Source organism: Photobacterium sp. AWH4_225, from assembly GCF_056158405.1.
The window spans coordinates 1,027,051-1,051,492 of sequence record NZ_JBSWTF010000001.1 but is presented as its reverse complement, the minus strand read 5'-3'; the positions used below and the strand labels follow the sequence as shown (position 1 = coordinate 1,051,492).

23 protein-coding genes and 1 tRNA gene are annotated in these 24,442 nt (G+C 49.6%); 2 read left to right on the top strand and 22 right to left on the bottom strand.

The features are described 5' to 3' along the window. Window positions 1-174: 174 nt before the first annotated feature. Window positions 175-693, top strand: coding sequence for a disulfide bond formation protein DsbB (gene dsbB / locus ACXAD4_RS05300; RefSeq protein WP_475239312.1), 519 nt, complete (start codon window positions 175-177; stop codon window positions 691-693). A 143-nt stretch (window positions 694-836) separates the two neighbouring features. Here the strand turns inward: dsbB and ACXAD4_RS05295 are convergent. Beyond that, a tRNA-Ser gene (locus tag ACXAD4_RS05295) sits at window positions 837-924 on the bottom strand. 244 nt (window positions 925-1,168) lie between these two features. Between ACXAD4_RS05295 and ACXAD4_RS05290 the strand changes: the two genes are divergently transcribed. Further along, on the top strand, window positions 1,169-1,756 hold the full coding sequence (locus ACXAD4_RS05290) for a UPF0149 family protein (RefSeq protein ID WP_475239311.1): 588 nt from the start codon (window positions 1,169-1,171) through the stop codon (window positions 1,754-1,756). 101 nt (window positions 1,757-1,857) lie between these two features. Here the strand turns inward: ACXAD4_RS05290 and ACXAD4_RS05285 are convergent, their stop codons facing one another. From ACXAD4_RS05285 to ACXAD4_RS05185, 21 genes are all read right to left on the bottom strand, one after another. Continuing rightward, window positions 1,858-2,730, bottom strand: a complete 873-nt coding sequence (locus ACXAD4_RS05285) for a bile acid:sodium symporter family protein (protein WP_475239308.1) — start codon at window positions 2,728-2,730, stop codon at window positions 1,858-1,860. Between the two features lie 102 nt (window positions 2,731-2,832). Continuing rightward, on the bottom strand, window positions 2,833-3,894 hold the full coding sequence (nadA, locus tag ACXAD4_RS05280; RefSeq protein ID WP_475239306.1) for a quinolinate synthase NadA: 1,062 nt from the start codon (window positions 3,892-3,894) through the stop codon (window positions 2,833-2,835). A 120-nt stretch (window positions 3,895-4,014) separates the two neighbouring features. Then, on the bottom strand, window positions 4,015-4,761 hold the full coding sequence (ybgF, locus tag ACXAD4_RS05275; protein WP_475239305.1) for a tol-pal system protein YbgF: 747 nt from the start codon (window positions 4,759-4,761) through the stop codon (window positions 4,015-4,017). Window positions 4,762-4,779: 18 nt separating this feature from the next. Further along, window positions 4,780-5,310, bottom strand: coding sequence for a peptidoglycan-associated lipoprotein Pal (gene pal, locus ACXAD4_RS05270; RefSeq protein WP_107298589.1), 531 nt, complete (start codon window positions 5,308-5,310; stop codon window positions 4,780-4,782). Between the two features lie 35 nt (window positions 5,311-5,345). Then, window positions 5,346-6,695, bottom strand: a complete 1,350-nt coding sequence (gene tolB / locus ACXAD4_RS05265; RefSeq protein WP_475239302.1) for a Tol-Pal system beta propeller repeat protein TolB — start codon at window positions 6,693-6,695, stop codon at window positions 5,346-5,348. A 10-nt stretch (window positions 6,696-6,705) separates the two neighbouring features. Beyond that, window positions 6,706-7,749 (bottom strand): cell envelope integrity protein TolA, encoded by a 1,044-nt coding sequence (tolA, locus tag ACXAD4_RS05260; RefSeq protein ID WP_475239300.1) that lies wholly within the window; start codon window positions 7,747-7,749, stop codon window positions 6,706-6,708. Between the two features lie 13 nt (window positions 7,750-7,762). Continuing rightward, window positions 7,763-8,209 carry a protein TolR gene (gene tolR / locus ACXAD4_RS05255; RefSeq protein WP_475239299.1) on the bottom strand — a complete coding sequence of 149 codons (447 nt, stop codon included), beginning with the start codon at window positions 8,207-8,209 and terminating at the stop codon, window positions 7,763-7,765. Between the two features lie 5 nt (window positions 8,210-8,214). Continuing rightward, window positions 8,215-8,898 carry a protein TolQ gene (gene tolQ / locus ACXAD4_RS05250; RefSeq protein ID WP_317523373.1) on the bottom strand — a complete coding sequence of 228 codons (684 nt, stop codon included), beginning with the start codon at window positions 8,896-8,898 and terminating at the stop codon, window positions 8,215-8,217. Beyond that, window positions 8,895-9,302 (bottom strand): tol-pal system-associated acyl-CoA thioesterase, encoded by a 408-nt coding sequence (gene ybgC, locus ACXAD4_RS05245; RefSeq protein WP_475239297.1) that lies wholly within the window; start codon window positions 9,300-9,302, stop codon window positions 8,895-8,897. Before ybgC ends, tolQ begins: the two co-directional genes overlap by 4 nt. Window positions 9,303-9,583: 281 nt before the next feature. Further along, window positions 9,584-9,886 carry a cyd operon protein YbgE gene (ybgE, locus tag ACXAD4_RS05240; protein WP_475239294.1) on the bottom strand — a complete coding sequence of 101 codons (303 nt, stop codon included), beginning with the start codon at window positions 9,884-9,886 and terminating at the stop codon, window positions 9,584-9,586. Next, on the bottom strand, window positions 9,879-9,992 hold the full coding sequence (cydX, locus tag ACXAD4_RS05235; protein ID WP_317523376.1) for a cytochrome bd-I oxidase subunit CydX: 114 nt from the start codon (window positions 9,990-9,992) through the stop codon (window positions 9,879-9,881). The genes ybgE and cydX overlap by 8 nt, the downstream gene beginning before the upstream one ends. 11 nt (window positions 9,993-10,003) lie before the next feature. Then, on the bottom strand, window positions 10,004-11,140 hold the full coding sequence (gene cydB, locus ACXAD4_RS05230) for a cytochrome d ubiquinol oxidase subunit II (RefSeq protein WP_475239292.1): 1,137 nt from the start codon (window positions 11,138-11,140) through the stop codon (window positions 10,004-10,006). Window positions 11,141-11,157: 17 nt separating this feature from the next. Beyond that, window positions 11,158-12,744 carry a cytochrome ubiquinol oxidase subunit I gene (cydA, locus tag ACXAD4_RS05225; RefSeq protein WP_475239289.1) on the bottom strand — a complete coding sequence of 529 codons (1,587 nt, stop codon included), beginning with the start codon at window positions 12,742-12,744 and terminating at the stop codon, window positions 11,158-11,160. Window positions 12,745-13,735: 991 nt separating this feature from the next. Continuing rightward, complete coding sequence (locus ACXAD4_RS05220; protein ID WP_475239287.1) at window positions 13,736-13,948, bottom strand: hypothetical protein; 213 nt, start codon at window positions 13,946-13,948, stop codon at window positions 13,736-13,738. Window positions 13,949-14,045: 97 nt separating this feature from the next. Continuing rightward, window positions 14,046-14,867 carry a MurR/RpiR family transcriptional regulator gene (locus ACXAD4_RS05215; RefSeq protein WP_475239285.1) on the bottom strand — a complete coding sequence of 274 codons (822 nt, stop codon included), beginning with the start codon at window positions 14,865-14,867 and terminating at the stop codon, window positions 14,046-14,048. Continuing rightward, complete coding sequence (locus tag ACXAD4_RS05210; RefSeq protein ID WP_475239282.1) at window positions 14,867-16,372, bottom strand: DUF4127 family protein; 1,506 nt, start codon at window positions 16,370-16,372, stop codon at window positions 14,867-14,869. The genes ACXAD4_RS05215 and ACXAD4_RS05210 overlap by 1 nt, the downstream gene beginning before the upstream one ends. Beyond that, window positions 16,369-17,709 carry an FAD-dependent oxidoreductase gene (locus ACXAD4_RS05205; protein WP_475239281.1) on the bottom strand — a complete coding sequence of 447 codons (1,341 nt, stop codon included), beginning with the start codon at window positions 17,707-17,709 and terminating at the stop codon, window positions 16,369-16,371. Before ACXAD4_RS05205 ends, ACXAD4_RS05210 begins: the two co-directional genes overlap by 4 nt. Further along, window positions 17,696-18,283, bottom strand: a complete 588-nt coding sequence (locus ACXAD4_RS05200; protein WP_475239279.1) for a hypothetical protein — start codon at window positions 18,281-18,283, stop codon at window positions 17,696-17,698. Before ACXAD4_RS05200 ends, ACXAD4_RS05205 begins: the two co-directional genes overlap by 14 nt. Window positions 18,284-18,295: 12 nt before the next feature. Further along, window positions 18,296-20,422, bottom strand: coding sequence for a hydantoinase/oxoprolinase family protein (locus ACXAD4_RS05195; RefSeq protein ID WP_475239277.1), 2,127 nt, complete (start codon window positions 20,420-20,422; stop codon window positions 18,296-18,298). Window positions 20,423-20,476: 54 nt separating this feature from the next. Next, window positions 20,477-21,847: a transporter gene (locus ACXAD4_RS05190; RefSeq protein WP_475239274.1), complete on the bottom strand. Its 1,371-nt coding sequence runs from the start codon at window positions 21,845-21,847 to the stop codon at window positions 20,477-20,479. 56 nt (window positions 21,848-21,903) lie between these two features. Then, window positions 21,904-24,438 (bottom strand): glycoside hydrolase family 38 N-terminal domain-containing protein, encoded by a 2,535-nt coding sequence (locus tag ACXAD4_RS05185; RefSeq protein ID WP_475239271.1) that lies wholly within the window; start codon window positions 24,436-24,438, stop codon window positions 21,904-21,906. Window positions 24,439-24,442: the final 4 nt, after the last annotated feature.

The following is a 24,442-nucleotide window of genomic DNA, read 5'->3' as shown; positions in this document are numbered from 1 at the left end:
TTCATTACTGATTGGTGCTAATATTTATTTTTTAGGCCTAATTACTGACAGAAATTAGCACTTTCTTGGTCATTATGAGTAATGGCTAAGTGCTAAACCGGCTGAGTGATGGATGGTTTTTCATCACCTATCGATAGCCGTTTTAGCAGTTAACCTTTTACCCGGGAACACCGTATGTATTTTTTAAATACTTTTTCTAAAAACCGTCTATCTTGGGCTATCTTGCTAGCCTTCATCATCTTTTTTGAAGCCTGTGCCCTGTTCTTCCAGCATGTGATGAAACTTGATCCGTGCGTGATGTGTATCTACGAGCGCGTCGCCATGATGGGGATCGGCATTGCTGCACTTGTCGGAATGATTGCACCGAAGAACAGTGTGATTCGCTGGACAGGCCTTGCAGGCTGGGCCTATAGCTCATACCAAGGGTTGGCATTGGCACAAGAGCACATCGGCTATCAATTCCCTGAATTCCCATGGTCAGCGACTTGTGCACTGGATGTTAACTTCCCTGCTTGGGCGCCACTGAACCAGTGGGTACCTTGGATGTTTGAAGCCTCTGGCGACTGCGGTAAGATTGTTTGGCAGTTCTTTGGCCTTTCCATGCCACAGTGGTTGGAGATCATCTTCGCAGCCAACTTGGTGGCTGTTGCGGTTATTGTGATTGCGCAGATCCTTGGTACAAAGAAGAGCTAATCTCGATTTCTATGTCGACTAACAATGCCCAGTCTTATAGCTGGGCATTTTTGTATTCATACCAAACCGAAACTGGAAGCCTGAGGAAGTTTATTTTCAAACAGCAAAAAGCCGCATCCTTTCGAATGCGGCTTTTTTGAAGATGGCGGTGAGGGAGGGATTCGAACCCTCGATACGTTGCCGTATACACACTTTCCAGGCGTGCTCCTTCAGCCACTCGGACACCTCACCAAATTGTATTGCCAAGGCATGTCGCCTCAACAGGGTCGCTACTATAGTGGCTGAGGCCGTAAAGGTCAACAAAAAACATAACACAATCAATTGAGTGTTTACTATTGCAGCAAAGTTCCCGAATTACCGGTGAACAGTGCCACCTTCTTCACGACCCTGTTACAATACTTCGTATAAAATCGTGTTTTTCCAGCGGCAGCCTTGCGTTGGACCAACCCAGACACCAAATATACGAGAGCGAATTATGTCTTCATCTTTACGCACACTGCTGGAAAACCCGCAGCTGGCTCAACAGTTGCTTTCCGAAGCACAGACCCGTGGCTTTGTAACAGCAATGGCGGCAGCCCCTCACCTTATCAATCCGTCTGAATGGCTGGCCTTCATGTGGGGCGGCGAAGAGTCTTCTCCTTTCACAAGCCAGGAAGAACTTGAAAGCTATGCTAATGCCATTATTGACCTATGGAATGAAAGCCGCCAAGCACTGCTTGAAGGCAGCTGGCAATGGCCGGAAGGTTGTGCACTCGATGACAAAGAGTTGGTCTCAAGCGATGCTCGCGAATTTTCTGAAGGTCTGCTTCAGGGCTGGCAATTGTCTCGCGATGACTGGGAAACTATTATGCCGGAAGAGAGCGAAAACAACGCACTGCTTGGCGGTGTATTGCTTTGCTTCAGCCTACTTTACGATCCGGAAAATGCGATGGAAGCCCTTTCCCAAGAAGGTGCTGACGGCCTAGCTCAGTTCGAAGAGATCTTTACCTCAGTACCAACAATGCTATGTGGCCTGACCATCCGTGGCTACCAGCTGGTCAACGAAGGCGAAGCAGAAGCCTAACGTCTTAGCAGACAAGTTAAAGGCGGCCACCAAGTATAGGTACTTAGGATACTTTTACTTAGTGGCCGCTTTTTTGTATCTATTTTATCTGTTTGGCTTCTTTATCCTGACTCACGAGCAAAGAAAGCACGCAGGCGTCCGCGCTGATGGCGATAGATCATCACCGCAACCGGAATGTTCATCAATACGCCGTACAACAACGGAGTCAGTGCCAACTCAGGCTGTTTGAGTTGAACGACGGCAACGAATATGGCTGTGCCAGCATTTTGGATCCCTACCTCGATGGCCAATGTCTTGGTCAGTTGCTCCCCACCTTTGAGCAATCGGGCAACAATCACACCCAATGCCATCCCCAACAAGCACAAGGAAATCGCCACGATCGATGCACTTGAGAACAGCTGCTGGAACACCTTAGTGTTGGCAGCCAGTGTGATCGCTACAGTAAACATCAATACCCAAATCGACGAACGCCCCGCCCATTTGGCAAACGTTTCGAACCGTTTTCCACGCCCCAGATGATGGCATAGCATCCCAATTGATACCGGCACTAGAGTCACCATGACCAATTGCAAAATGGCCGTTTTCAGTGGCAATACCAGTTGGCTTTCGCTCAACACAACAGGAAGCAATAAAGGTAGACTAAAAGGGATGATCAAACTGCTGACAGCAGTCATCGAGATTGATAGTGCAGTATTACCGCCGCACAAGTGAGTAATCACATTCGATGAAGCCCCGCCTGGAGCCAGTGCCAATAACCACAACCCCACTGCGACCACTTCGGGCAAGCCAAGGAGCTGGATCAGAGCCAGTGCGATCAATGGCAAGCCGATCAATTGGGCAGACAGTCCCAGCAACACAGCCATCGGGTAGCGACCAACCCGTTTGAAGTCCGCCACAGACAGTGTCAGGCCCACACAGTACATCATCCATGCCAGCGCGATGGGCAACGCAACCGTCAGCATTGTCTGTCCCATTCGAGATCTCCTTCCTTAAAACGTAGAGTCTACTCCAATATGCGCTGTGGCACATAGAAAAAGAGCGACCCGAGGTCGCTCTTTTAACTGAAGCTTCATGCTTTACGCATTGCCCTTCACACTCACCTGTAACTGGGCAGCAAAGTCCAGCATGCGGTTCAGCGGGATCAGTGACTTTTCACGTAGCGACTCGTCGACAAAGATCTCATGCTGCTCACCGCCTTCACGCAGGCCCTGCTCAATCGCCTTAAGGCCATTCATTGCCATCCACGGACAGTGGGCACAGCTGCGACAAGTCGCCCCCGCACCGGCAGTTGGCGCTTCGATCAGCTCTTTGCCCGGTACCATCTGCTGCATCTTGAAGAAGATACCTTTGTCCGTAGCAACGATCAGTTGCTGGTTAGGAAGCTCTTTCGCTGCCTTGATCAACTGGCTGGTTGAGCCCACTGCATCAGCCAACGCCACAACGCTGGCTGGTGATTCTGGGTGAACCAGTATCGCTGCATCCGGATACAGGTGCTTCATATCACGCAGTGCTTTGGCTGAGAACTCGTCATGCACGACACATTCGCCCTGCCACAGCAGCATATCCGCACCGGTTTCTTTCGCGATATAGGAGCCTAGGTGGCGGTCTGGGCCCCAGATAATTTTCTTGTCTTCGCTATCTAGGTGCTCAACAATTTCCAGCGCGATACTTGAAGTTACCACCCAGTCAGCGCGGGCTTTTACCGCAGCGGATGTATTGGCGTACACCACGACAGTGTGGTCTGGATGAGCATCACAGAACTTGCTGAACTCATCAATCGGGCAACCAAGGTCGAGTGAACACTCGGCTTCCAGTGTCGGCATTAATACACGCTTTTCCGGGGTCAGGATCTTGGCTGACTCGCCCATAAAGCGTACACCACAGATCACCAGCGTTTTAGCCGGGTGCTGGTTACCGAATTTGGCCATTTCTAGCGAGTCGCCAACAAAGCCGCCGGTCTCTTCCGCCAGAGCCTGGATTTCAGGATCGGTGTAATAGTGGGCCACCAGCACTGCGTCTTTTTCCTTTAGCAATGCCTTGATTTTTGCCTTGTACGCCTGCTGCTCGTCGGCAGTTAGCGGCGTTGGCTTAGGTGGAAACGGATAGACCATTTCAGAGGGATCAAATGTTAGACTCATAGCTCGGTTGCTCTATTGCTGTCCATGTACAATCCGCGCATTATACACCGCAAACGTTCAAATAGCATGGATCAAAAAAGGCCGTATAAACGGCCTTCTTATATCTATCCAGGCAAGCGCTTAGAGCTTATCAAGATTACTTTGAGCCTGTCGCGAACTGGTTGAGTTCGGATAGGCAGAAATCACTTGCTGGTAGTATTTCTTCGCATCTTCTGTTTTCTTGCTACGCTCGGCAATAATACCCAGCTTCAGCAAAGCATCAGCGCGCTTGTTGGACTTCTCGAAACTGGCAACCGCGGTGAATTGCTCTGCCGCATCAGGTAGCTGGTTCTGTGTGAAGTAAAGCTGACCAAGCCAGTAGTGTGCATTCGGCTTGTAGCTTGATTCAGGATAGGTAGTAAGGAAACCTTTGAATGCAGTGATCGCACCGGTGTAATCCTTCTCTTTCAAGATCAGGTTCACGGCAGACTCATAGGCTTCGTTTTCACTCACGTTACCGGAGTAAACTTCGGTGCTTGCCTTATCCGTTGCTTTTTCTTCAGCTGGCTTCGTTTGAGGTTGACGGCTCAGGGAGTCAATCTCACGGTAGAGTTCTCGCTGACGCTCAAGCATCTGGCTAAGATCATAGCTGTTTCTCTCTACGATCCCTCGTAGCTCATCCATTTCGGTTGCCAGCTGATCCAGTTGCCGTTGCATATCCAACTGCACCTGGTTGCGGGCCTCAATCATCCTTTCCAGACGTTCCAGGCTACCGCCCTGCGCACTGTTACCGCTAATTTCAGTAACAGGAGCAGGTGCGGCGACCACCTGGGTCGCCGCACCAACCAGCAACGTAAATGCGAGCTTTCGCATTGTGTTACTGTTCATCGTAATTACCTATTTGGCTTAGTAAACCAGAACCGAACGACGGTTCTTGGCGTAGTCAGCTTCAGTGTGGCCTAGAACTAGAGGCTTTTCTTCACCGTAGCTAACAATTGAGATCTGGCTAGCAGATACGCCTAGTGCCTGAAGGTACTTAGCAACTGCGTTTGCACGGCGCTCACCTAGGGCGATGTTGTACTCTGGCGTACCGCGCTCATCAGCGTGACCTTCAACAATCACTTTAACTTCCGCGTTGTCGCGAAGGTATTCAGCGTGTGCAGTTAGCATATCCTGGTAGTCAGGCTGGATTTCAGCGTTGTCAAACTTGAAGTAAACAGTTTGCTCTTGACGTAGCTGCTGGCTACGTAGCTCCTGCTCAGATAGTACTGGCTCTTGCTCAACAGGTGAAGTTACAACTGTTGATTGCTCAGTTGTTGAACCTGTGTTGGTTTCTGACGCCGCAGAGCTATCAGTGCTTTCGCTTGAGCTACATGCCGCTAGAGTGAACATTGGCAGCGCAATTGCCAAACCCTTTAAAACTTTGTTCAGTTGCATTTTATTTTCCTTTATTATTACTAGTTACTGCTAACTTACAAGAAAGGTCCCCAGGCAGGAGCCCTTACCCGCCCGTTAGTAGCAGGTAATCTTGCTTTAAATCGCCCATCAATCGACACTAATGACAACTCGTTAGACTTGTTATTTACCGAGCTGTAAATCACCATGCCGCCATTTGGCGCAATGCTTGGTGACTCATCCAAAAATGTCTTGGTCAGTACCTGCACGGCATTGGTTTTCAAGTCTTGTTTGGCAATGTTGTAGCCGGACTCAGACCTATTCACCATAATCAGGAACCGACCATCAGGCGTCAATTGACCACCGAGGTTCTGACTTCCTTGCCAAGTCAGGCGCTTAGTCGAACCGTCAGCTAAATTTACTCTATATATCTGTGGGTTACCACCTCTGTCTGAGGTAAATATCAAAGAGTCACCGCTCGGATCCCAAAATGCCTCGGTATTGTTCGCACGGCCACGGGTGATCTGCTTCAATTCCTTGGTTTCCAGGTCTTTAATGTAGATCTGCAAGCTACCGCTCTTCGACAGTACTATCGCCAGCTTCTTGCCGTCTGGCGAGAAGCGCGGATTACCGTTGTGACGAGGGAAAGAGGTCACCATTTCACGGGTACCCTTGTAGATATCCATGATAAAAATCTGGGCCTGCTGGTTCTCGAAGCTCACGTATGCCAGCTTGCTGCCATCCGGCGACCATGACGGTGACATCAATGGCTGCTGGGATTTCAATACAAGGCGCTCGTTGAAGCCATCGTAATCTGCCACGCGCAGCTGATACGGATACTGTGCCTTATCATCAATCACTACATAGGCAATGCGAGTAAGGAACGCTCCTTTTTCACCGGTCAGCCTCTCGTAAACGATATCTGAGATACGGTGAGCATAATGGCGTAGACGCGACTCTTTTACCGTTGCACGGTTATTGATCATCAAGTGATCTTTGGTCATTACCAGCTCGCCGTTTTCCAAGCCACGGCTCTGGCCGCTGGTCAGCTGACCGCGAACAACGTCAATCAACTGGTAATTGATGACATAGTTGCCCTGCTCGTTTATGGTTACCGTGCCGGTTACCAGGGCATCAACGCCCATTGACGTCCAAGCGTTGTAGTCAACCTGCTCTTCACTCGAAGGTGTTTGCGGCATATTGCTGGTCGACACCGGCGAAAACTTACCGCTTCGACGCAAGTCAGAAGCAATGACAGCCGAGATATCAGTCGGCATTTTGCCGGCACCTTCCCACTTAAAAGGCACGACCCCGATAGGACGGGCAGAATCTACCCCTTCGGTGATCACCAATTCCAACTCTGCATGTGCGATTTGGCTGAAACTCAACAGAGCCACGCACAAACCCATTAACCAACGTTTCATCATTACTCCTTCCTTATTGCGGGCTTACTGTTAGTCTGATATTGCGAAGCTGCTCGACAACGGCTGGATCTTCCGGCATCGGGAACTGGCTAACCTTCACCACCGCTGCTTTCGCTGCACGGCATACGGCACTGTCGCCACCGTCTTCCGACGCATCAAGCACCAAACCATTGCTCGACAAACGCATACGGATCACACATTCCTTGCCGATAAAGTTTTGCTCTACCAACAAGTTTTGCTGAATCATCTGGGTATAGATGGCTCCGTAGCGCTGGGTTTCATCCGCTACAAACTGGCCGCGGGCACCGCCACGCTGCTCAGACTCAGCTTCAAGTCCAGCGAACATATCATTCAGTGCCGCTTCCTGCTGGCGCTGAAGTTCACGGGCCTCGGCCGCTTTACGTTCGGCTTCCTTACGGGCAGCCTCTGCTTTGCGGGCTTCTTCTTCGGCTTTCTTCTTGGCAGCAATCTGTGCCTGGCGCTCTGCTTCTGCTTTTGCGGCAGCAGCTTCTGCCTGGCGCTTCGCTTCTTCAGCTTTGCGCTGTTCAGCGACTTGACGCTGGCGCTCTTGTTCAGCTTTTTTGGCTGCTTCCTGCTTCGCTTTACGCTCAGCTTCAGCCTTGGTGGCTTGTTCACGGGCTACCCGTGCTGCTTCATCCGCTTTGCGCTTCTCTTCCGCTGCTTTGGCTCGCTCAGCCGCGACGCGCTTACGCTCTTGCTCGGCTTCACGGGCTTCTTTTTCCGCTTTCAGCTTATCCGCCTTTAGCTGGCGCAATCGCTGTTCTTCTTCCTGACGCATCTTTTCCAATGCATCTGCTTGCTGCTCCAAACGCTTCAGCCTGTCCTGCTCGGCAGCTTGTGCTGCTTCACGCTGCTGGCGAATGCGCTGTGCTTGCTGATTCACCAAAGCCGGATCGACCACCACCGCCTGAACGATGTTTCCCGATGGCTTGGGTTTTGTCATGATGAAATCCGTTCCCCACAACAACATAGCGACCAGTGAACCATGCATAAGTAACGAAACAATGAAGGCAGCACTATATTCTCTTTTCTTCATCCTGCCTGCCCGCTTATTGCTCTAGAGGTTCGGTCATCAAACCTACTGATCCAACACCAGCCTGATTAAGGGCATCGAGAGTTTCGATGATATAAGCATACGGTGCACGCGCATCACCACCAACCAGCACTGCGGATTCAGGGTTAAGCTGCAATTCAGCGCGAACACGTGTCAGTATATCGTTGAGACCTAGCCCGCGTTGCATATCCTGATCATCAACACTGATCCCCAGGTGGCCGTCTTGGTCAACTTCGACAATAATCGGTGGCTTTTCGTTATTCTCACCAACCAGTTCTGCTGCCGTCTTGGCCGTTGTGGTGCTCGGCAAATCAACGTCAACGCCCTGGGTAATAAAGGGAGCTGTTACCATAAAGATGATCAACAAGACGAACATCACGTCGATATAGGGAACAATGTTTATCTCACAAGTAACCTTGCGTTTTTTCGGTTGATAAGCCATTGCTTTTACTCCTGCTGAGCAGCAAATGCCTGGCGGTGCAGGATGCTAGAAAACTCTTCCATGAACGTGGCGTAAGAGTGCTCAAGCTTGGCCACCTGGTTGGTCAGCTTGTTAAAGAAAATAACTGCAGGGATTGCCGCGAACAGACCAATCGCTGTAGCAATCAGAGATTCAGCGATACCCGGAGCAACCATTGCCAGCGTAGCTTGCTTAACCGCACCAAGGGCAATAAAGGCATGCATTACACCCCACACCGTACCGAACAGGCCGATATATGGGCTGATTGAGCCGACGGTTGCCAGAAATGGCAGGTTGGTTTCAAGCTCTTCCACTTCACGTGACATAGCAACACGCATCGCACGCCCAGTCCCTTCCATCACCGCTTCCGGCGCTTTGCCGTTGTTGCGATGAAGTCGGGCGAATTCTTTGAAGCCCGCATGGAAGATTTGTTCGGTGCCGGTCAGGTTGTCTTTGCGCGCTTCTACCTCTTGGTATAGCTGAGACAAATCGACCCCCGACCAGAAGCGGTCTTCGAAGCGCTCCACATTGGTTTTAGCCCGTGACAAGACTTGGGAACGTTTGATGATCATGGTCCATGAAGCAACGGACATACACATCAAAATGATTACAACGACCTTACCTAGCAGACTCGCCTGCAGGAAAAGATCTAAAATCGAAAGTTCAGTCACTTAGTTATCTCCGATAAAATATGTTCTGGGATCTTGATAGGTTTCAACGTATCGGGGTGGACACAGGCTACCTGAATCGATGCGCTACACAAGGTTTGCCCGCTAGTGTTAACTAAAACCTGACAAAATTCGATTGAAGCCCGGCGTATAGTATTAGGCCAGGTTCGTACAACAAGTTGATCATCCAATTTGGCGCCTTTGAGGTAATCGATCTCTAAATGACGCACAACAAAACTGACTTTTTCGGCGAACAAGTCGTTAAGACTGACACCGACAGAGCGGAAGAGTTCCGTCCTCGCCCGCTCAAAAAACTTTATATAGTTAGCATGATAAACAAGGCCACCTACGTCAGTGTCTTCGTAGTAGACCCTGATCGGCCATTCAAACGGATGCTCTTCGGTCATTATCATTCCAACCTTGGTGTTCTATCACGTGTGCCAATGTATTTAGGCTTTTACTCAAGGGCTTACTATACCTAACTTGGCTACCAGATTGGAATCATGCATTAACAGTTAACAGGCAGAGTTTTACTTTTTGATGATCTTGTCACTGCCTGTACTTCCCTTTCCGCTATCTAACTGATGGCATTTTATCCATATATAAAAAAACAGCCCATTACTCAATTGCAATGGGCTGTTTCAATTGTATGTTTTTGTATCAGCGTAAACAGTTTGAAATCAGTTTGTTACGTCAAACGCAAAAACAAAATGTAAGCCAAGATAGGCAACGAGATGTACGGGGTGAAAAACACCTGCCAGTACCAGCGGCGAGGCACAAAGCCCACACCAAAGACCATAGCGGCACACGTTGCCCAAATCAGGGCTGGCGAGATAATCGGTCCGAATCCGCCAATCGCCTGAGCAAAAAGTGTGGGCTCCCACACCACCAGCCCCGCAGATGCCATCGACATCAGCAGTGACGCAATGCGCAGCAGACCGAAGTCCAGCCACTGGTGGGCACTTTTCACCCAGTGATCGAGGTTACTCACCGGTATCCTCTTTATCCATATTTTCTGTCGCTTCAAGCCACAGCGCGTTGATGATACCGAATGAGCAAGCAAGTAGCACACCCAGGATCCAAGCGAAATACCACATAGTCTGTCTCCTTAGTACAGTGAGTTCTTGTTGTCTTCGATATATTTGGTATCAAGACGGCCAAACATCTTGTAGTAACACCAAGAGGTGTACGCCAGGATAATCGGAACCATCACCGCTGCAACACCGGTCATGATGTTCAGTGTCAGCTCAGAAGACGTTGCGTCCCACATGGTCAAGCTGTGGTTTGGAACCAAGCTTGAAGGCATGATGAACGGGAACAATGCAAAACCAGCAGTCAAAATCACACCTGCCATCGTTAGGCTAGAGGTGATGAAAGCCAGTGCACCGCGGTTGGCACGTGAGAACAATACTGTCAGTACAGGCATCGCAACTGCTAGAGCCGGTGCAATCCACAATAGTGGGTACGCATCGAAGTTTGCAAACAGGGCACCGCTCTGGCGCATAACTTCTTTGGTCAGCGGGTTAGAAGGCGCGTTAGTCATGATTTCAGACGTCACGATGTAGCCTTCGATGCTCTGAGCCCAGATACCTGCGATAGCAAAACAAACCGCCGTACCTACTGAGGTTAGCATTGCTACACGGCGAGCGCGTTCGCGAATAGCGTCAGTGGTTTTCATCTGCAGGTATGCAGCACCTTGGGTAGTGATCATCAGGATGCTCACGATACCGCATAGCAGTGCAAACGGGTTAAGCAGGCCGAAGAATGAGCCCTTGTAAGTCGGGATCAGAAACTCGTTCAGCTCAAACGGTACACCCTGCATCAGGTTACCGAACGCCACACCGAAGATCACTGGCGGTACAAAGCTACCCACGAAGATGGCTTTATCCCACGCTTCACGCCATTTTGGATCTTCAATCTTCGAACGGTAGTCAAAACCGATCGGACGAAGCCAAAGTGCCGCTAGCGTGATGATCATCGCAAAGTAGAAACCAGAGAACGCTGTTGCGTAAACCAGTGGCCATGCCGCAAACAGTGCACCACCTGCGGTGATCAACCATACCTGGTTACCGTCCCAGTGCGGGGCGATAGAGTTAATCATTACTCGGCGTTCGCTGTCTGTCTTACCGATAACTCGGGACAGTACACCGACACCCATGTCAAAACCATCTGTGACTGCAAAGCCGATGCATAGCACACCGATCAGCACCCACCAGATAAATCGCAATACTTCATATTCAAACATTGCTCAACTCTCCCTGATTATGCTTCAACCTGACGCGCAACAACATTCTGTGGTGCATCATTCGTTTCAAAGTGGTAGCGGCCAGTTTTCAGGCTGCTAGGACCTAGACGAGCAAACTTGATCATCAGGTACAATTCAGCAATCAGGAACACTGTGTACAGCGCAATAATTGCTAGCAAAGAAGTGATGATATCTGATGGTGCCAGGTTAGACACCGCCATTGATACCGGCAGGATCTCACCCACTGCCCATGGCTGACGTCCGTATTCTGCAACGAACCAACCCGCTTCTACTGCGATCCAAGGAAGTGGCAAGCCGTAAAGCGCGGCTTTCAGTACCCACTTGTTCTCGGTGATCTTATGACGGCAAGACTGAACAAATGCCGCACCGATAATTCCCAGCATCAGGAAGCCACATGCCACCATGATACGGAAGCTCCAGAATAGCGGCCATACTGTTGGGATAGAGTCATCCGCAGCACGGGCGATATCTTCTTCTGTCGCATCAACCACGTTTTCAGCGTATGGCTTAAGCAGGAAGCCGTAGCCAAGGTCGTGTTTCACCTCATCGAACGCTGCGATGTTTTCTGGTGTCTTGTCACCAGCACGCAGTTTCTCAAGCAGACCGTAAGCAACCATACCGTTACGGATACGCTCTTCGTGTTCGTCTTTCAGATCACGCAGACCAGTTACTTCAGTGTCGAAAGAACGCGTGGCGATAATACCCATTACATATGGGATCTTGATCGCATAATCCGTTTCCATCGTCTCCTGGTTTGGCACACCAAACAGCGTAAACGCAGCAGGCGCTTCTTCTGTATGCCACTCAGCTTCGATAGCCGCTAGTTTGGTCTTCTGTACGTCGCCTAGCTCGTAACCTGATTCATCACCAAGCACGATTACAGATAGGATTGACGCCATACCGAATGCTGCTGCAATCGCGAATGAACGACGGGCAAAGGCGATATCACGGCCTTTAAGGATGTAGTAAGAACTGATAGCCAGTACGAACATCGCACCTGTTACGTAACCAGACGCTACAGTGTGAACGAATTTCACCTGAGCAACCGGGTTGAGTACCACTTCTGCAAAGCTCACCATTTCCATACGCATGGTTTCGAAGTTGAACTCTGCACCTACAGGGTTCTGCATCCAACCATTTGCTACCAGAATCCACAACGCCGAGAAGTTAGAGCCAAGAGCAACTAGCCAAGTAACAGCAAGGTGCTGACGCTTGGATAGACGATCCCAACCAAAGAAGAACAGGCCAACTAAGGTAGATTCAAGGAAGAAAGCGATAAGTGCTTCGATAGCCAGCGGCGCACCGAAAATATCACCTACGTAGTGGGAGTAGTATGCCCAGTTAGTACCGAACTGGAACTCCATGGTAAGACCCGTGGAAACACCAAGGGCGAAGTTGATGGCAAAAAGCTTACCCCAGAACTTGGTCATGTCCTTGTAGATTTGCTTTCCGGTCATTACGTAAACCGACTCCATGATGGCTAGTAGGAAAGCCATACCGAGAGTCAATGGGACGAACAAAAAGTGATACATCGCAGTTAATGCGAACTGTAACCGCGATAGTTCGACGATATCAGTGAACATTGAGAACTCCTTCTTTCGCCAGGCTGACTGACGACAGTACAACACAGTGCACTTATGGTTGGGCTTAGCAAAATGTAGCCAAACATAGTCGCAATTTTGTCACCTTCCTGGTTGCCATTATTTAAATAATCAGTGGCATCCCTGATATGTTGCGATACTGTACCAAATTAGTTAATTTGTTGTTAAGCTACAGCTAATAAAGTCATTGCTAATATTACTGGCATTCGGCGTCTGGCTCAATGGATTTATCGCACAATTTGCTTTGATAAATATCAATAAACCCTGCTCATTTATTGACCACCCGCACCTTGGTTGACCCAGATCAAACTATTGACCGCCATTTAAACAACTGGAAGCTCGATATTAAAACCCTACTCTTCTAAATCTTGAGTGGTGGTATTAATGCCACTTCACATTCTGTTTTATCCCTTCATATTCCCGGTATTTATCCTTAGAAAAAAAATGATTGAACATGTTTAAAGGGGTCAATTTATGACCAAAAAATTCCTGTTCACTACTGACAAATCAATAGTTACATTGACTATCAATAGCAAATACGGATTAGTTTAATTTATGCGAAAGTAAAATTTAACTCGCTTTTTGTTTAATCAAAAACACCTATAATCAGCGCCAGAAACAGATAAAGCCGCCCAGAGAGCAAAAGTCATCTTTTTGGCGGGTTGTAGACTGTTTCCCCAACCATTTTGATTTAGATTGAGGAAGTAGATATGGCTCGTATTTTTGAAAAAATCGTTGCACTTTACCAACCAAGCTTTGCGGAAATGTACAAAAGCAACCGCTAGAACTTGCTCACAAAGCATTCAGGTGCTTTAGCAACTTCCATATGTACAATATTTTATTTCTTTGACTACCGCTCAATTTGTCACAGAGTTGTAACGTTCAAAACAGCGGTTAAACAAAAAAACAGTTGTGTTAGGTGTTAAAAACAAAAACGAGGCCATTTGGCCTCGTTTTTCATTTAAGCCCAAGTTTAATGGGAACTTCCGCTGCTGCTATTGCCCATTGCGCTGGTAAACTCTTCCATTGGCGGCAAATTACCCCTCGGATCATACTCGTAGTGCTTTGCCACGACTTTCTTATCGCAGTCACAATCAGTTTTCGTTGTCTTCTCGGCATTTTCTGCCCAGGTCATAGTGCTTGCCAGGGCGAATATGGCTGACATCAATAATCCAGCTTTAACCATCTAACACCTCCTTATTGATCTTTATGAGTATAGATGGTTATCACTGTTATCTAACTGAATTTGATACTCTTAACCCCTATGCCAATTCATTTCCCCCTCAGACAAGCAAATCAGTGACCGCATTAGCCGACTCTACAACAGCATCATGGTATCCGCTGATAGCAAGCATCTTGCTTACCAAGACGTCAACCAACACCATCGAGCCAACCTTTCCAGCTAGCGCCCCGCCATTCACAGCCGTCTCTGCAGCTGCTGCGACCAGTTGGTAATCAGCCAACTCCGACAGCGGGCTCGATTTGACATTACTCAGGGCAAGGATCGCGCAGTCAGTTTGGTGGGCAACCTTTACAGCATGCAATACATCCTTGGTCGAGCCTGAGCTTGATACCACAACCAACGTGTCATGGTGGTCAAACTGGGAAGCCGATATTGCTGCTAAATGCATGTCTTGGTAACACGTTACCCGTTTACCTAACCTCAGTAGCCGGTAGCTCAAGTAGTCAGCGACAATACTACTGGCCCCTACCCCCAATACGGTGATCTGCCGGGCATGGTGAATATGGCTAACAAACCTTTCGATACTTGGCTCGTCAATTAACTGCTTGGTCAAACGCAAGGCTTGGTCGACTTCATTGAAAACCGGATAAGGATCAGGGCCTTGATCAGGCGCTTCTTGCTGGCCGCATTCAAGGGTCAGGGCCAGCTTGAACTCTGCATAACTGCGGTAGCCGAGCTCCCGGCACAGGCGACTGACACTGGAGACACTGACCTGAGCCTGCAAGGCCAGATCAGTTACTGTCAGCCTGACCACTTGTTGTGGGTTCTCCCGTATGTAACCCGCCAATTGAGTTAATGTCGGACTCAGGGTCGGCATAAGCTGCTGGATATTGGCAAACAGCGGTGTCTCTACCATATTCATCAGTTCACCTTTAGCTTGATGCCCAATTCGAAGGTCCTGCCCCAAGGAGCATAAGCTTCAACATTGATATCTTGCGGGAGGGAGCCCGCGGTCAAATCACGGTATTGCTGCACCAATCGCAGGGCTGTGTACTCCATTGCCTGTGACTCTTGCTCTGGCTGATAAGATGTGTGACCAAAAGACGCATCCGCGAAGTAACGCTCAAGCAATTCACGGCGTACCACAGACTGGTAGCAAACATCCTCGAGTACATGGTAAATCACATTCTCCACCACAGCAGGCTGCCCAATATCAGCAATCATCCCTGCACCTAAGGTTGTGCCGAGCGTGTTGCAATTGGTATTCCACCCTTTATAAGAGGCCAGTTGCCCGAGGATGCCAAGTTTGTTAAGGAAGCGGATCAGTTCGAGATCACCACCATTGGCAAAGGCACTATCAGCCACCACGACTTTCTTGCCCGCTTCAAGGTAGTCTTTGATCCTAAGTGCAAAATCTTGCAGGTTTCGACCAGAGCTATAGGTTAGGTCCTTATTGCCCTGCTGGGCAGCTTCCTGCATGACCTTGCCCGGAGCATTAATCGCCAATATCAGGTCGGCTTCTTGGCTGTTATCACACCACCGGCCACCGACGGCACGGATATGTGATTTCACCGATTCATTCATCGGCCGATCTTCGTAAAGTGGAATGATCTGTGGACCAAGGGTCGAAGCATAGAATGGGAAGACCTTCGGCACCTTGCCATGGTATTCATTAAATGCCCGGCCAAGCAGGGTTACCCCGACCTCATCAGCCCCGGGATAAATGGCAATATCAAACGAGAGATCCTGCTGCTCGATATATTCCAACACCCGTTTCTGATCCAGTGCGGTATATCCATATGGGCTGGAGTCATCCTGAGGGATCACCAGAAAATCAATGACCTTATCCTTGACCAGTTCAGCAACAGCCATGTTAACTGATGAGTTGAAACGACGACGGCTTTCAAAATCTGCTAGCACATTTTGCGGCACGGCATCCTGAAGGCCAGCAAGGCATTCGCTCTCATCGGCGTCCAAGCCATGGCGTGCCAGCTTGTCCTGCAAGTACTTTCGCTTGAAGATTTCAGCACCGAAATCATCATAGTAATCGGGCTCTTCATCGCTGGAGCTATAGCTCGGGCAGCGCATGATGCAGTTATACGCGTAGATTTTGGTATCCGGGAACTCATCGCGCAGACGGCGAAGATTGGCAATAAATGCTTCTTTGTCATCTTCCTCTAATGCATGGAGCCGAGATGGGATCAATCCACCGTACATCAGCATTTCTACCGACAGGATCACCGCATCAGCACCTGCCATATTGTCAAACACATACTGCCAAAGCTGCCCGGTATTTGCCGGACGTTTTTTATTGCTCAACAGAGGATCGGGGACGTTAACCAGTTCAATATCGGCGGTATTGGCTATGTACTCGGGATAGAGCTTATTACATGGCCGCTCGTCTAAAGGAATAAACAAAGTTTTCATTCGCGCTCCCCCTTGAGGTCACAGCCATTGACTTGATTAAGTGCTATACCATGCTGCTTGGCGAGTGTACAAGCACGACCTGCGGCATCACCCATGTCCCGGCAAGTGTGCTGAATACGGATACTCGACTGCATTTTGAAATCGCAGGAAATGATCCGGCCAACGAAAATTAAATTAGCCACTTCACCACAAACAAGTGAGCGATAAGGGATCTCATAGTATTCACCCTTATCATATTTCTTCTTGAATGACTCGTCTTCGACGTCAAGGTCATCGCTGTGGATATCGATATACCAATCCCCCCTCGCAATGCCATCATCGAATTTGCGGCGCTGGGCGTAATCATTAGCCGTCATCACATAACGCCCTTTGACGCGGTTGGACTCCCGAACCCCGAGCATATTGGCTTCCTGGGAGATAAACGCTTGCTCAAAACCTGGAATATTAGCGGCAAGGAAAGCTGCCAGTTGATGCTGCATCTTACGGCCGTAGCGAACATACTCCGAGAAGACCTGGGGATCCTCAACATTTCCCAGCTGTGGCATTTGCGGGTTGTTGAAAGACAGGCAGCCCGGCTTACCCGGCATCGAGAAACCTTGGATGTAACGTGCAATCTCTGGCGTCAACTCACCATTTTGCTGAGCCTTGGCAAACACTTCTAAGAGACCACCACAAGCTTCGACACCCGGCACGTGGACAAACTCCATGAAGGTTTCATCTGCCGGATCACAGAAGGTGTAATTCGCCTGAGCCAAGTATTGGCGTAGGCGGGCGAAATCGATGTTGGCCATTTCAAAACGGAACGATACTGACTGGCGGCTACCATCGGTATCACCGGTCATCAACTGGGCACCAGCAAACCGCGATAATAGCGCATCACCAGAAGCATCAATAAATTGCTCGGCTTCAAACATGTAGAAGTTATCAAAAATCAGTGCCGTCACTGATTTAATCACCCCATCCTCAGTGTCCGCCGCTATCACAGTCGCATCGTAAAATATCTCGACACCGTTTTCAGTCAATACTTGCTCATTGAGCAGCTTGAAGCTCTCCGGGGAGTACAATTCCATATTTCCCGGCAGGGTCAAACGGCCTTGGCCTACCATGTGCTTACGATAAGCGTGGGTTAACAAATCCGCGGTTGCAGAGCCATGTACATGGGACGGCATGAACGGCGTAACCATCGCATTGGCCTGGGTGCCGGTCAACGCAATTCGTTTCTCGAGCAAGGCAACTTTCAATCCTTGCAGTGATGCCGATAGTGCAGCAGCAACACCTGCTGTACCACCACCGACCACCACAACATCATAGCCAGCATAGGTCTTATTGGGTTTCACTTTCATCCCCTATGAATAATTCGTCAATTAGCAATGGGTTAAATGGCGCCTGACAGGCTCTGTGGGCAAAACGGTTGCTGGCAATCTCAGAGGGGGAATGCAGGTGGCCGTAAAACGACTTACCCAGCAGGGTCAACCTGACAACCTTGCGCTGCAAGACCGGATCCTCAACTTTCCCTGACATTTCCAACAAATGGAAAAACTCGTGAGCAAGATAGAGCGACTCGATCATTGCCGAACTCGCCTCAACGCCAATTCGAGCCAGATCAACAATGGCTTGGTCAATACTGTCACGGTAGATCAGTACCCGTTTGCCAAGGTTGTCTTCAATGATCTCTGCCCGCATCATCAAGCCGTGCTTGAGGGCCTGCTCTAGGTTTCGGGTATATTCAATCTTGTAGCCCGCTTGCTCAAAAGCCTGGTGGAAGTTGGTGTGGCGGTATACATCCGCCACACGCTCACCCAGTGCCAATGCCTGCTCCACAATGCCTTGGCGCTGATCTACCGGGATCTTAGCGGCATATTTATCCATATCCAGTTGCTTCAGCGCATAGGCAAAATCGGTATCAGACATCATTTATCCCTGTTATTTTTTGGCTGCGACCAACAGGACATCCTGCTGGGAATCAAGGTGTTCAAGATCCATACTCATCATTGAGCTAAGCTGGTCGGTGCTAAATAGCCCGGAGTAGTCAAACATCCTCGAGCCGGTAAAGGCATACACTTTAGGGATAGTTTGGCCAGCATCTGAATAGGAAGATAGCTGGGCAACCAGGGTATTGAGGGCGTCGCCATAACCGCTGCGGGCGGTTTTGATAAACTGCGCGCCCTTGAGCTTAAGCGGGATCATGCCATCGTTTTTCACGACTGCGTAATGCTCTTCCGTCTTGCGGATCAAATTGAACAGCTTGCGTGATTCCTTCGGCGCCTTGACGATGTGGAACGCGCCTGACTGGGCCTTAGCTTGCACCAACTTGCGGTCAACCGAAAACACATCTGCCACCTTGGCGGTAATGGCCTCTTCGGTCAGGTTCTCCGCCCCACCATCATTAGAAAACTCGGTCGCGCCAGTAGCTGTGGCAATCAAAATATTACGTTGCTTGTCTACTTCAATGGCTATCTCAACCGATTCTTCCTTGGCCCCCTGGGCAACAATCTGATCCATGATATCGGCACGGATCTTTTGGATATCACTGGACGAAGGATCCACCACCGAGCGCTCGATCTGCTCTCGCACCATCGCCATTGCTACCCCGATCGTTGAGATATAAGGTGCATTCTGGGCAGTTTTAGCCTTGAAGCCATATTTCTCACCCAGGGCAAATGTGGTGATCGCGGCACTACCACCACCGCCGACAAACTCAATGTACTCAGGATTGACTTCGTACTCTTTGATCATTGGGCCGACGATATTCCAAATTTTCTCACAGGCAATATCCATCACTTCCCGGGCAACTTCGTCGACAGTTTTCCCGCAGTAGTCTGCCAATGGCTGCCAAGCAACTCGTGTCGCTTCAACATTGGCATAAGCGTAATCATCTTCTGGCACATAACCGAGAATATTCGCCGCCCCCGCAAGGGTATAGGCGTAATCACCTTGATCTGAAGTGATAATGGCATGGTCTGGGCTATCACCCGGCAGTGGTGTGATTTCTTTCAGTTTGGCATTCGTCACCGGCGCATCGACAAAACACTCATAGTGCTTGTCTGCGAGGTGGGCCGAGCGTGGGCCAACATCAATCACCTTTCCACCTGCGATGCGGATCATCGAACCACCCGCAATACCAAGGGTACGGACGTCAAGTGCCTTGAGGTAAGTCTTGTGTTTACCCACTTGGGCATTGTTGACAATCACCTTACCGTCTTTGATCACCGAAATATCAATCGACGTACCACCTACTTCAAAGAACACGCCGTCAGAGATTTTTTCGTACATCAGTGCGCCGGCAACACCGGCAGCCAGGCCAGATAGCATGGTCAGGATGGGCCGCTGTCGGACTTCGTTCACTGACATCACGCCGCCATCGGCACGCATGATCATCAGCTCTGAAGGGATCCCTACACGCTTGACCACTTGCTCGGTCATATTTGCCGTTTCGATCATTTTCGGGATCAGCGATGCATTGACTACCGCAGTACGGGTACGCATGCGCAGGCCATAAAGCTGGGAGATCTCATGGCCACTGGTTGCATAAAGCCCTTTCTCGCGAGCCAGTTCGGTGACAAGCTTTTCCAAATGAGGGTCATCGACCGCATAGGCTTCAGAAGCGACAATCACCTCGCACCCTTTGGCAACCAACTCATTAATGGCCTGTTCCGCTTTTTCTTTGGTGATCTCATCAACATCAAAATAGCTGAATTCAGTTTCAAGAAACTTACCCGGTGCCAACTCAATGTGTTTTACATTCAATTCGTTGAATGCCGCCTTGCTCTTACCCATCCCTATGATGCCAACTTTTGCCACATCGCCTTCCAACAAGGCATTGGTTGCCTGTGTCGTGCCATGGGCAATAAACACCACCTGCTCTGGGGAAATATTATTGTTGGTCAGTACTTCGTTGATGATCTCAACAATGCCTTGGGCCACACCATCTTCATGGTGGTGGGTTGTTGGCCGTTTGGCCTTGGCGATCACTTCACCCGTCTGGTTATCAATAACCACGGCATCGGTAAACGTACCACCGACATCAATACCAATTCGTACTTTACGCATTCTTCTCTACCTTATCAGTGTGCATGAGCGGGTGCCCGGCACCCGCACCGTGGGTTAAATCAATGGGATTTGGTCGATAACAATGGCCCAAGTCAGGGCAATGAAGGTGATCACCAGGCCGACCCAGAACAAGCTCTTGGTAATGTCATTCGGGTCAACTTGGACGAAGTCGGCAATCCAGATATTCTGCGAGTTTGTCGGGTCACCGAAGCCCTGCATCATACCGGTTGAACGAAGTACCCAAACCACAGCAATCGGTGAGAAGCCGGCAGTTGCAAAGATTGCTGGCAGTGAACCGCCGATACCCCATGAGTTCAATGGACCGCGGTACAGCACCAATGGCGTCGCAAGGGTAAAGCCAATCACATACGTCATCGGGCTTTGCAGCATTGCAACCAGTGTTTCGATAGCAGGGGTAATAATCGGTGTCACGGTATAGAACTGCACACCGCGGATAAGGATACCCAAGCCTATTAGTAGCACCACGGCACCAGCCACTTCTTGGGTGCCCTGGACGAAAGACTGGGCGATTGCATTAACCTTATCTTTGATTTTGCAGACAAAAACGGTGTAGAGGATACCGACAATGATTGCCAGCTCAGCTGTTATGACTTGCGGTAGCAAGTAAATTGAACCCAGTACCAGAGCGACCGGGACAATAGGAGAAATCAGCGCCCAGTTGCTAAGCTCATAGGCTGATTGGGTTTTTCTAGTATGCCAGGCACTACGCTGTGAATTTTTCACATTCAGCAGGATATAACCTACCGATACGACAGCTGAAATGATGAACAGCGTAATTGCCATACGGGCAACTATCTCATACGCGGCATCATAACCACCGGCAATCACTGGCTCAAGAATAGTGGCAAAGAAGGCGAAGCCTGCTGGGTTCATCACCCCTCCGGTCGTTAAACCAAGCAAGATAATTGCACCAGCAACGGTACCAGAAATACCTGCAGTCATCATGATTGGCAGGGCCACCGAGCCAATCAGGATAACAGCCCCTAGGCCACCGATGGCCGAGAAAATGACCACAGTGGCAAGGTAGAAAATAAAGGCAATCACGCGAACACGGTCTCCGGCAAGTTCAGCCGCTTTCTTAATGATTGCCTCAGCAATGCCAACCTTGCGCAGCAATACCGCAAAGGCCCCACCAAAGATTGAGGCGGCGATGGTTGAAGCCATCATGCGTGCACCGTCACCAAGAACGGCATTCATGATACCCTGAACTGTCTCGCCCTGAGCATTTTCATGGGCAAACAAGCCAAGGAAAGGCAAGGTACCGACACTGGCAACCACTGCTGTCAGCACACCCATTATTGGAAGAGCAATTAAAGTGGAAATACGTTTGGTGATCATGGCATACACGAAGTAGACCAGTATCGCCGCGATTAAAAATAAACGAATCAGTTCCAAGTTCGTCATAGTTCGCCTCAAGAGTTACAGAGTAGATGGGGCATGCCTGCCCCATAACGTTCAAATTATTGGGAATGTGCGATACGCACTGTAAGAATTTGTTTTGGTTTAATTTCAGAGACCGTAGCTAGGTGTCGTCCATCAAGGGCAACCACCCGGTAAGCCTTATTCAGGGTAAGTGGCTGGATGTCTGCGGTTGGGTTCCATACCCTCAGTTCGAGCTCATCGCCTAGGCGCCTTACCGCAGAGACCTGTAATGCCTCATTGCTAAGCACCACATTATCCAACCATTTTTGGCTATGGCCCTGAAGCAACATCGGCTTGTGCCTGAACCATGCCGCGCGGTTGCAAGCTGCTGCAGGTTCAAAGTCCGCCATTACTAAGCTAAAGCGATATTCATGCTGGCCAAGGCACTGTGCTCCTGGGGTGGGCAGGTCTGGCCCTGCACCATTGCCACGGGTTGAGAAATCACGGCGTGACAACCAGCCCACACTGCGTAGCAGAGTAATAGCCAGTTCGTCGCAGTCATCTGCAACCACACGGTATTCTGGTGTTCCCTGGTGGATGTACTGAACCCCACCAGCATGGACAAAACTCTGGCTCGGGTTAACTGAAACCTTGGCCTCTCTGTTAGCCTGAACCGGGTTGTTATCTTGATAAACCACTTCACGGCTAACCACTTCAAACGCGCTGTCAGCATGGGTGACTGCAAGCTTTTCGCCGGTAGGGATATGCAATGACAGGCGATGATCTTGGGCGTTGTTTTGCCACACCAAACGGCACTCAATATGCTCACTTCCCTTGAACAGGCGTACTTGCATCTGGCCATGGCTTAGCACTTCAGTCTCTACCGCATGGCGTCGGTGATCAGACAGTGCCGCAGGCTGCGCGAGCTCAATATCAAAGTTCAGCTCGCTGAATGACGGGTGCAAGCGCGTTTGTAGGTTGCCACTCAATTTAGCCTGGCTGAAGTTATCCTGCATAGGAGGCGCAAAGTTGTAGCTATCCCCCGCATCCATACTGCTTTCAACACGGCCTACCCCGTTAAGTACCTTACCGCTTCGTTTGTCGGTGATAGTCAAAGTGGCATCATCCCGTAGCTCAATACGGTAGATATCATTTTCAATGGAACGGCGGCATACCTGTTCCGCGATTTGCATAGCCTGGCGTTCAGTCACGGTAAACTCGCAGTGGGACAAACCCTCAACTTCAGAAATAAAGCCAAGCTCATACCAGTGGCCTTCGATTCTGTCCGGGAAGTCATCGATCGGAGAGGTGAAACGGAAACCCGGTTCAGCCTTAATCACTACCGGTTCAAACTCATCGCCCTCCTGTTGCGAGAGCACCAAGTGTTTACGTAACTCGCCTTGAAGGAAGATCTTTTCGGTGATCCAACCTTTATAACGTTTAGGGCTTGGGTTAAACAATGTGAAGCGGACATCATCGGCAAACGGGTCCACGCTACCTTCAGCATTCTTTTCATCGCTGATACAACCGAGAGATAGCAATGCCATCGATTCCATCGCATCACAGCGCTGGGCCAGCTTTTCGGTTCTTGATTCCATTTCACGGTGGACTTCATCAACAGAACAGCCACAGATTGAATCATGGGCATGCTGTACCAGCAGCATTTTCCAACTTTCTTCCAAATAGCGATTTGGGTAATGTTCGATCGGAGCCATTGCCAGCAGTGGCTCAACCTGTGCTGTCAGGCGGTCTTCACCCTGCTGGTTCTGCTGCTTGAGATAACGCCGGGTAGAGAGTACATCCGGCAACACAAATGCTTTTTCGTTACCGCGCAGCTCACCCTGCATAGAGGGTAATTGCCCCAGTGCTAACCCTTGCTGAAGTTCATTAATGTAATCAGTCAGGTTGCTCTGCTTGAGTTGATAGTGCTCGGACTGGGTGTTGAACAGTGCAATACGTTCAGCCATGTTGCCCTCGGATGGACGTAGGTGGTCCCCTCCTTGAGTCAGCAGCAACTTGTCACTGGTAGCCCGTTCAGTAATTTTATCGAGATAGACATTGATGCCTTCAACAAAGTTGTCGATATTCAACGGGTGCTGATAGTAGCCTTCGCTCAAAAACAGCATGAACACTTCACTGCCATCTTCAGCCTGCCAGCACAACTCGGATGATTGCTGATCGATACCGCGCCACATCACGGCATTATTAATATCGAAGCCTTGCAGTAGCTGAGGCATCTGGCCAATGTGGCCAAAAGTATCAGGCAGGTAACCGACCTTCTGGTAGTTACCCAGTGACAGAGCCAGCTTGCAACCCACCTCAAGGTTTCGGATCAGGCTCTCACCACTGCAAAGAAACTCATCCGCCATCACATACCATGGGCCCAATACCAAGCGGCCTTGCTGCATCAAGATATTCAGGCGCTCGGCCAACTCAGGTTCACAAGTGGCCAAAAGGTCTTCTGCCGCAACCACTTGGCCATCAAATAAAAAGCTATCAAGCTCATTATTCTCAAGGGCCGATGCCACCCGCTCCATCACCCTGATCAAACGAGCACGAAAAGTTTCAAACGGGAAGTACCACTCTCTATCCCAGTGCGTATGAAAAACAACTGAACAAATTTTCTTAGTCATGATT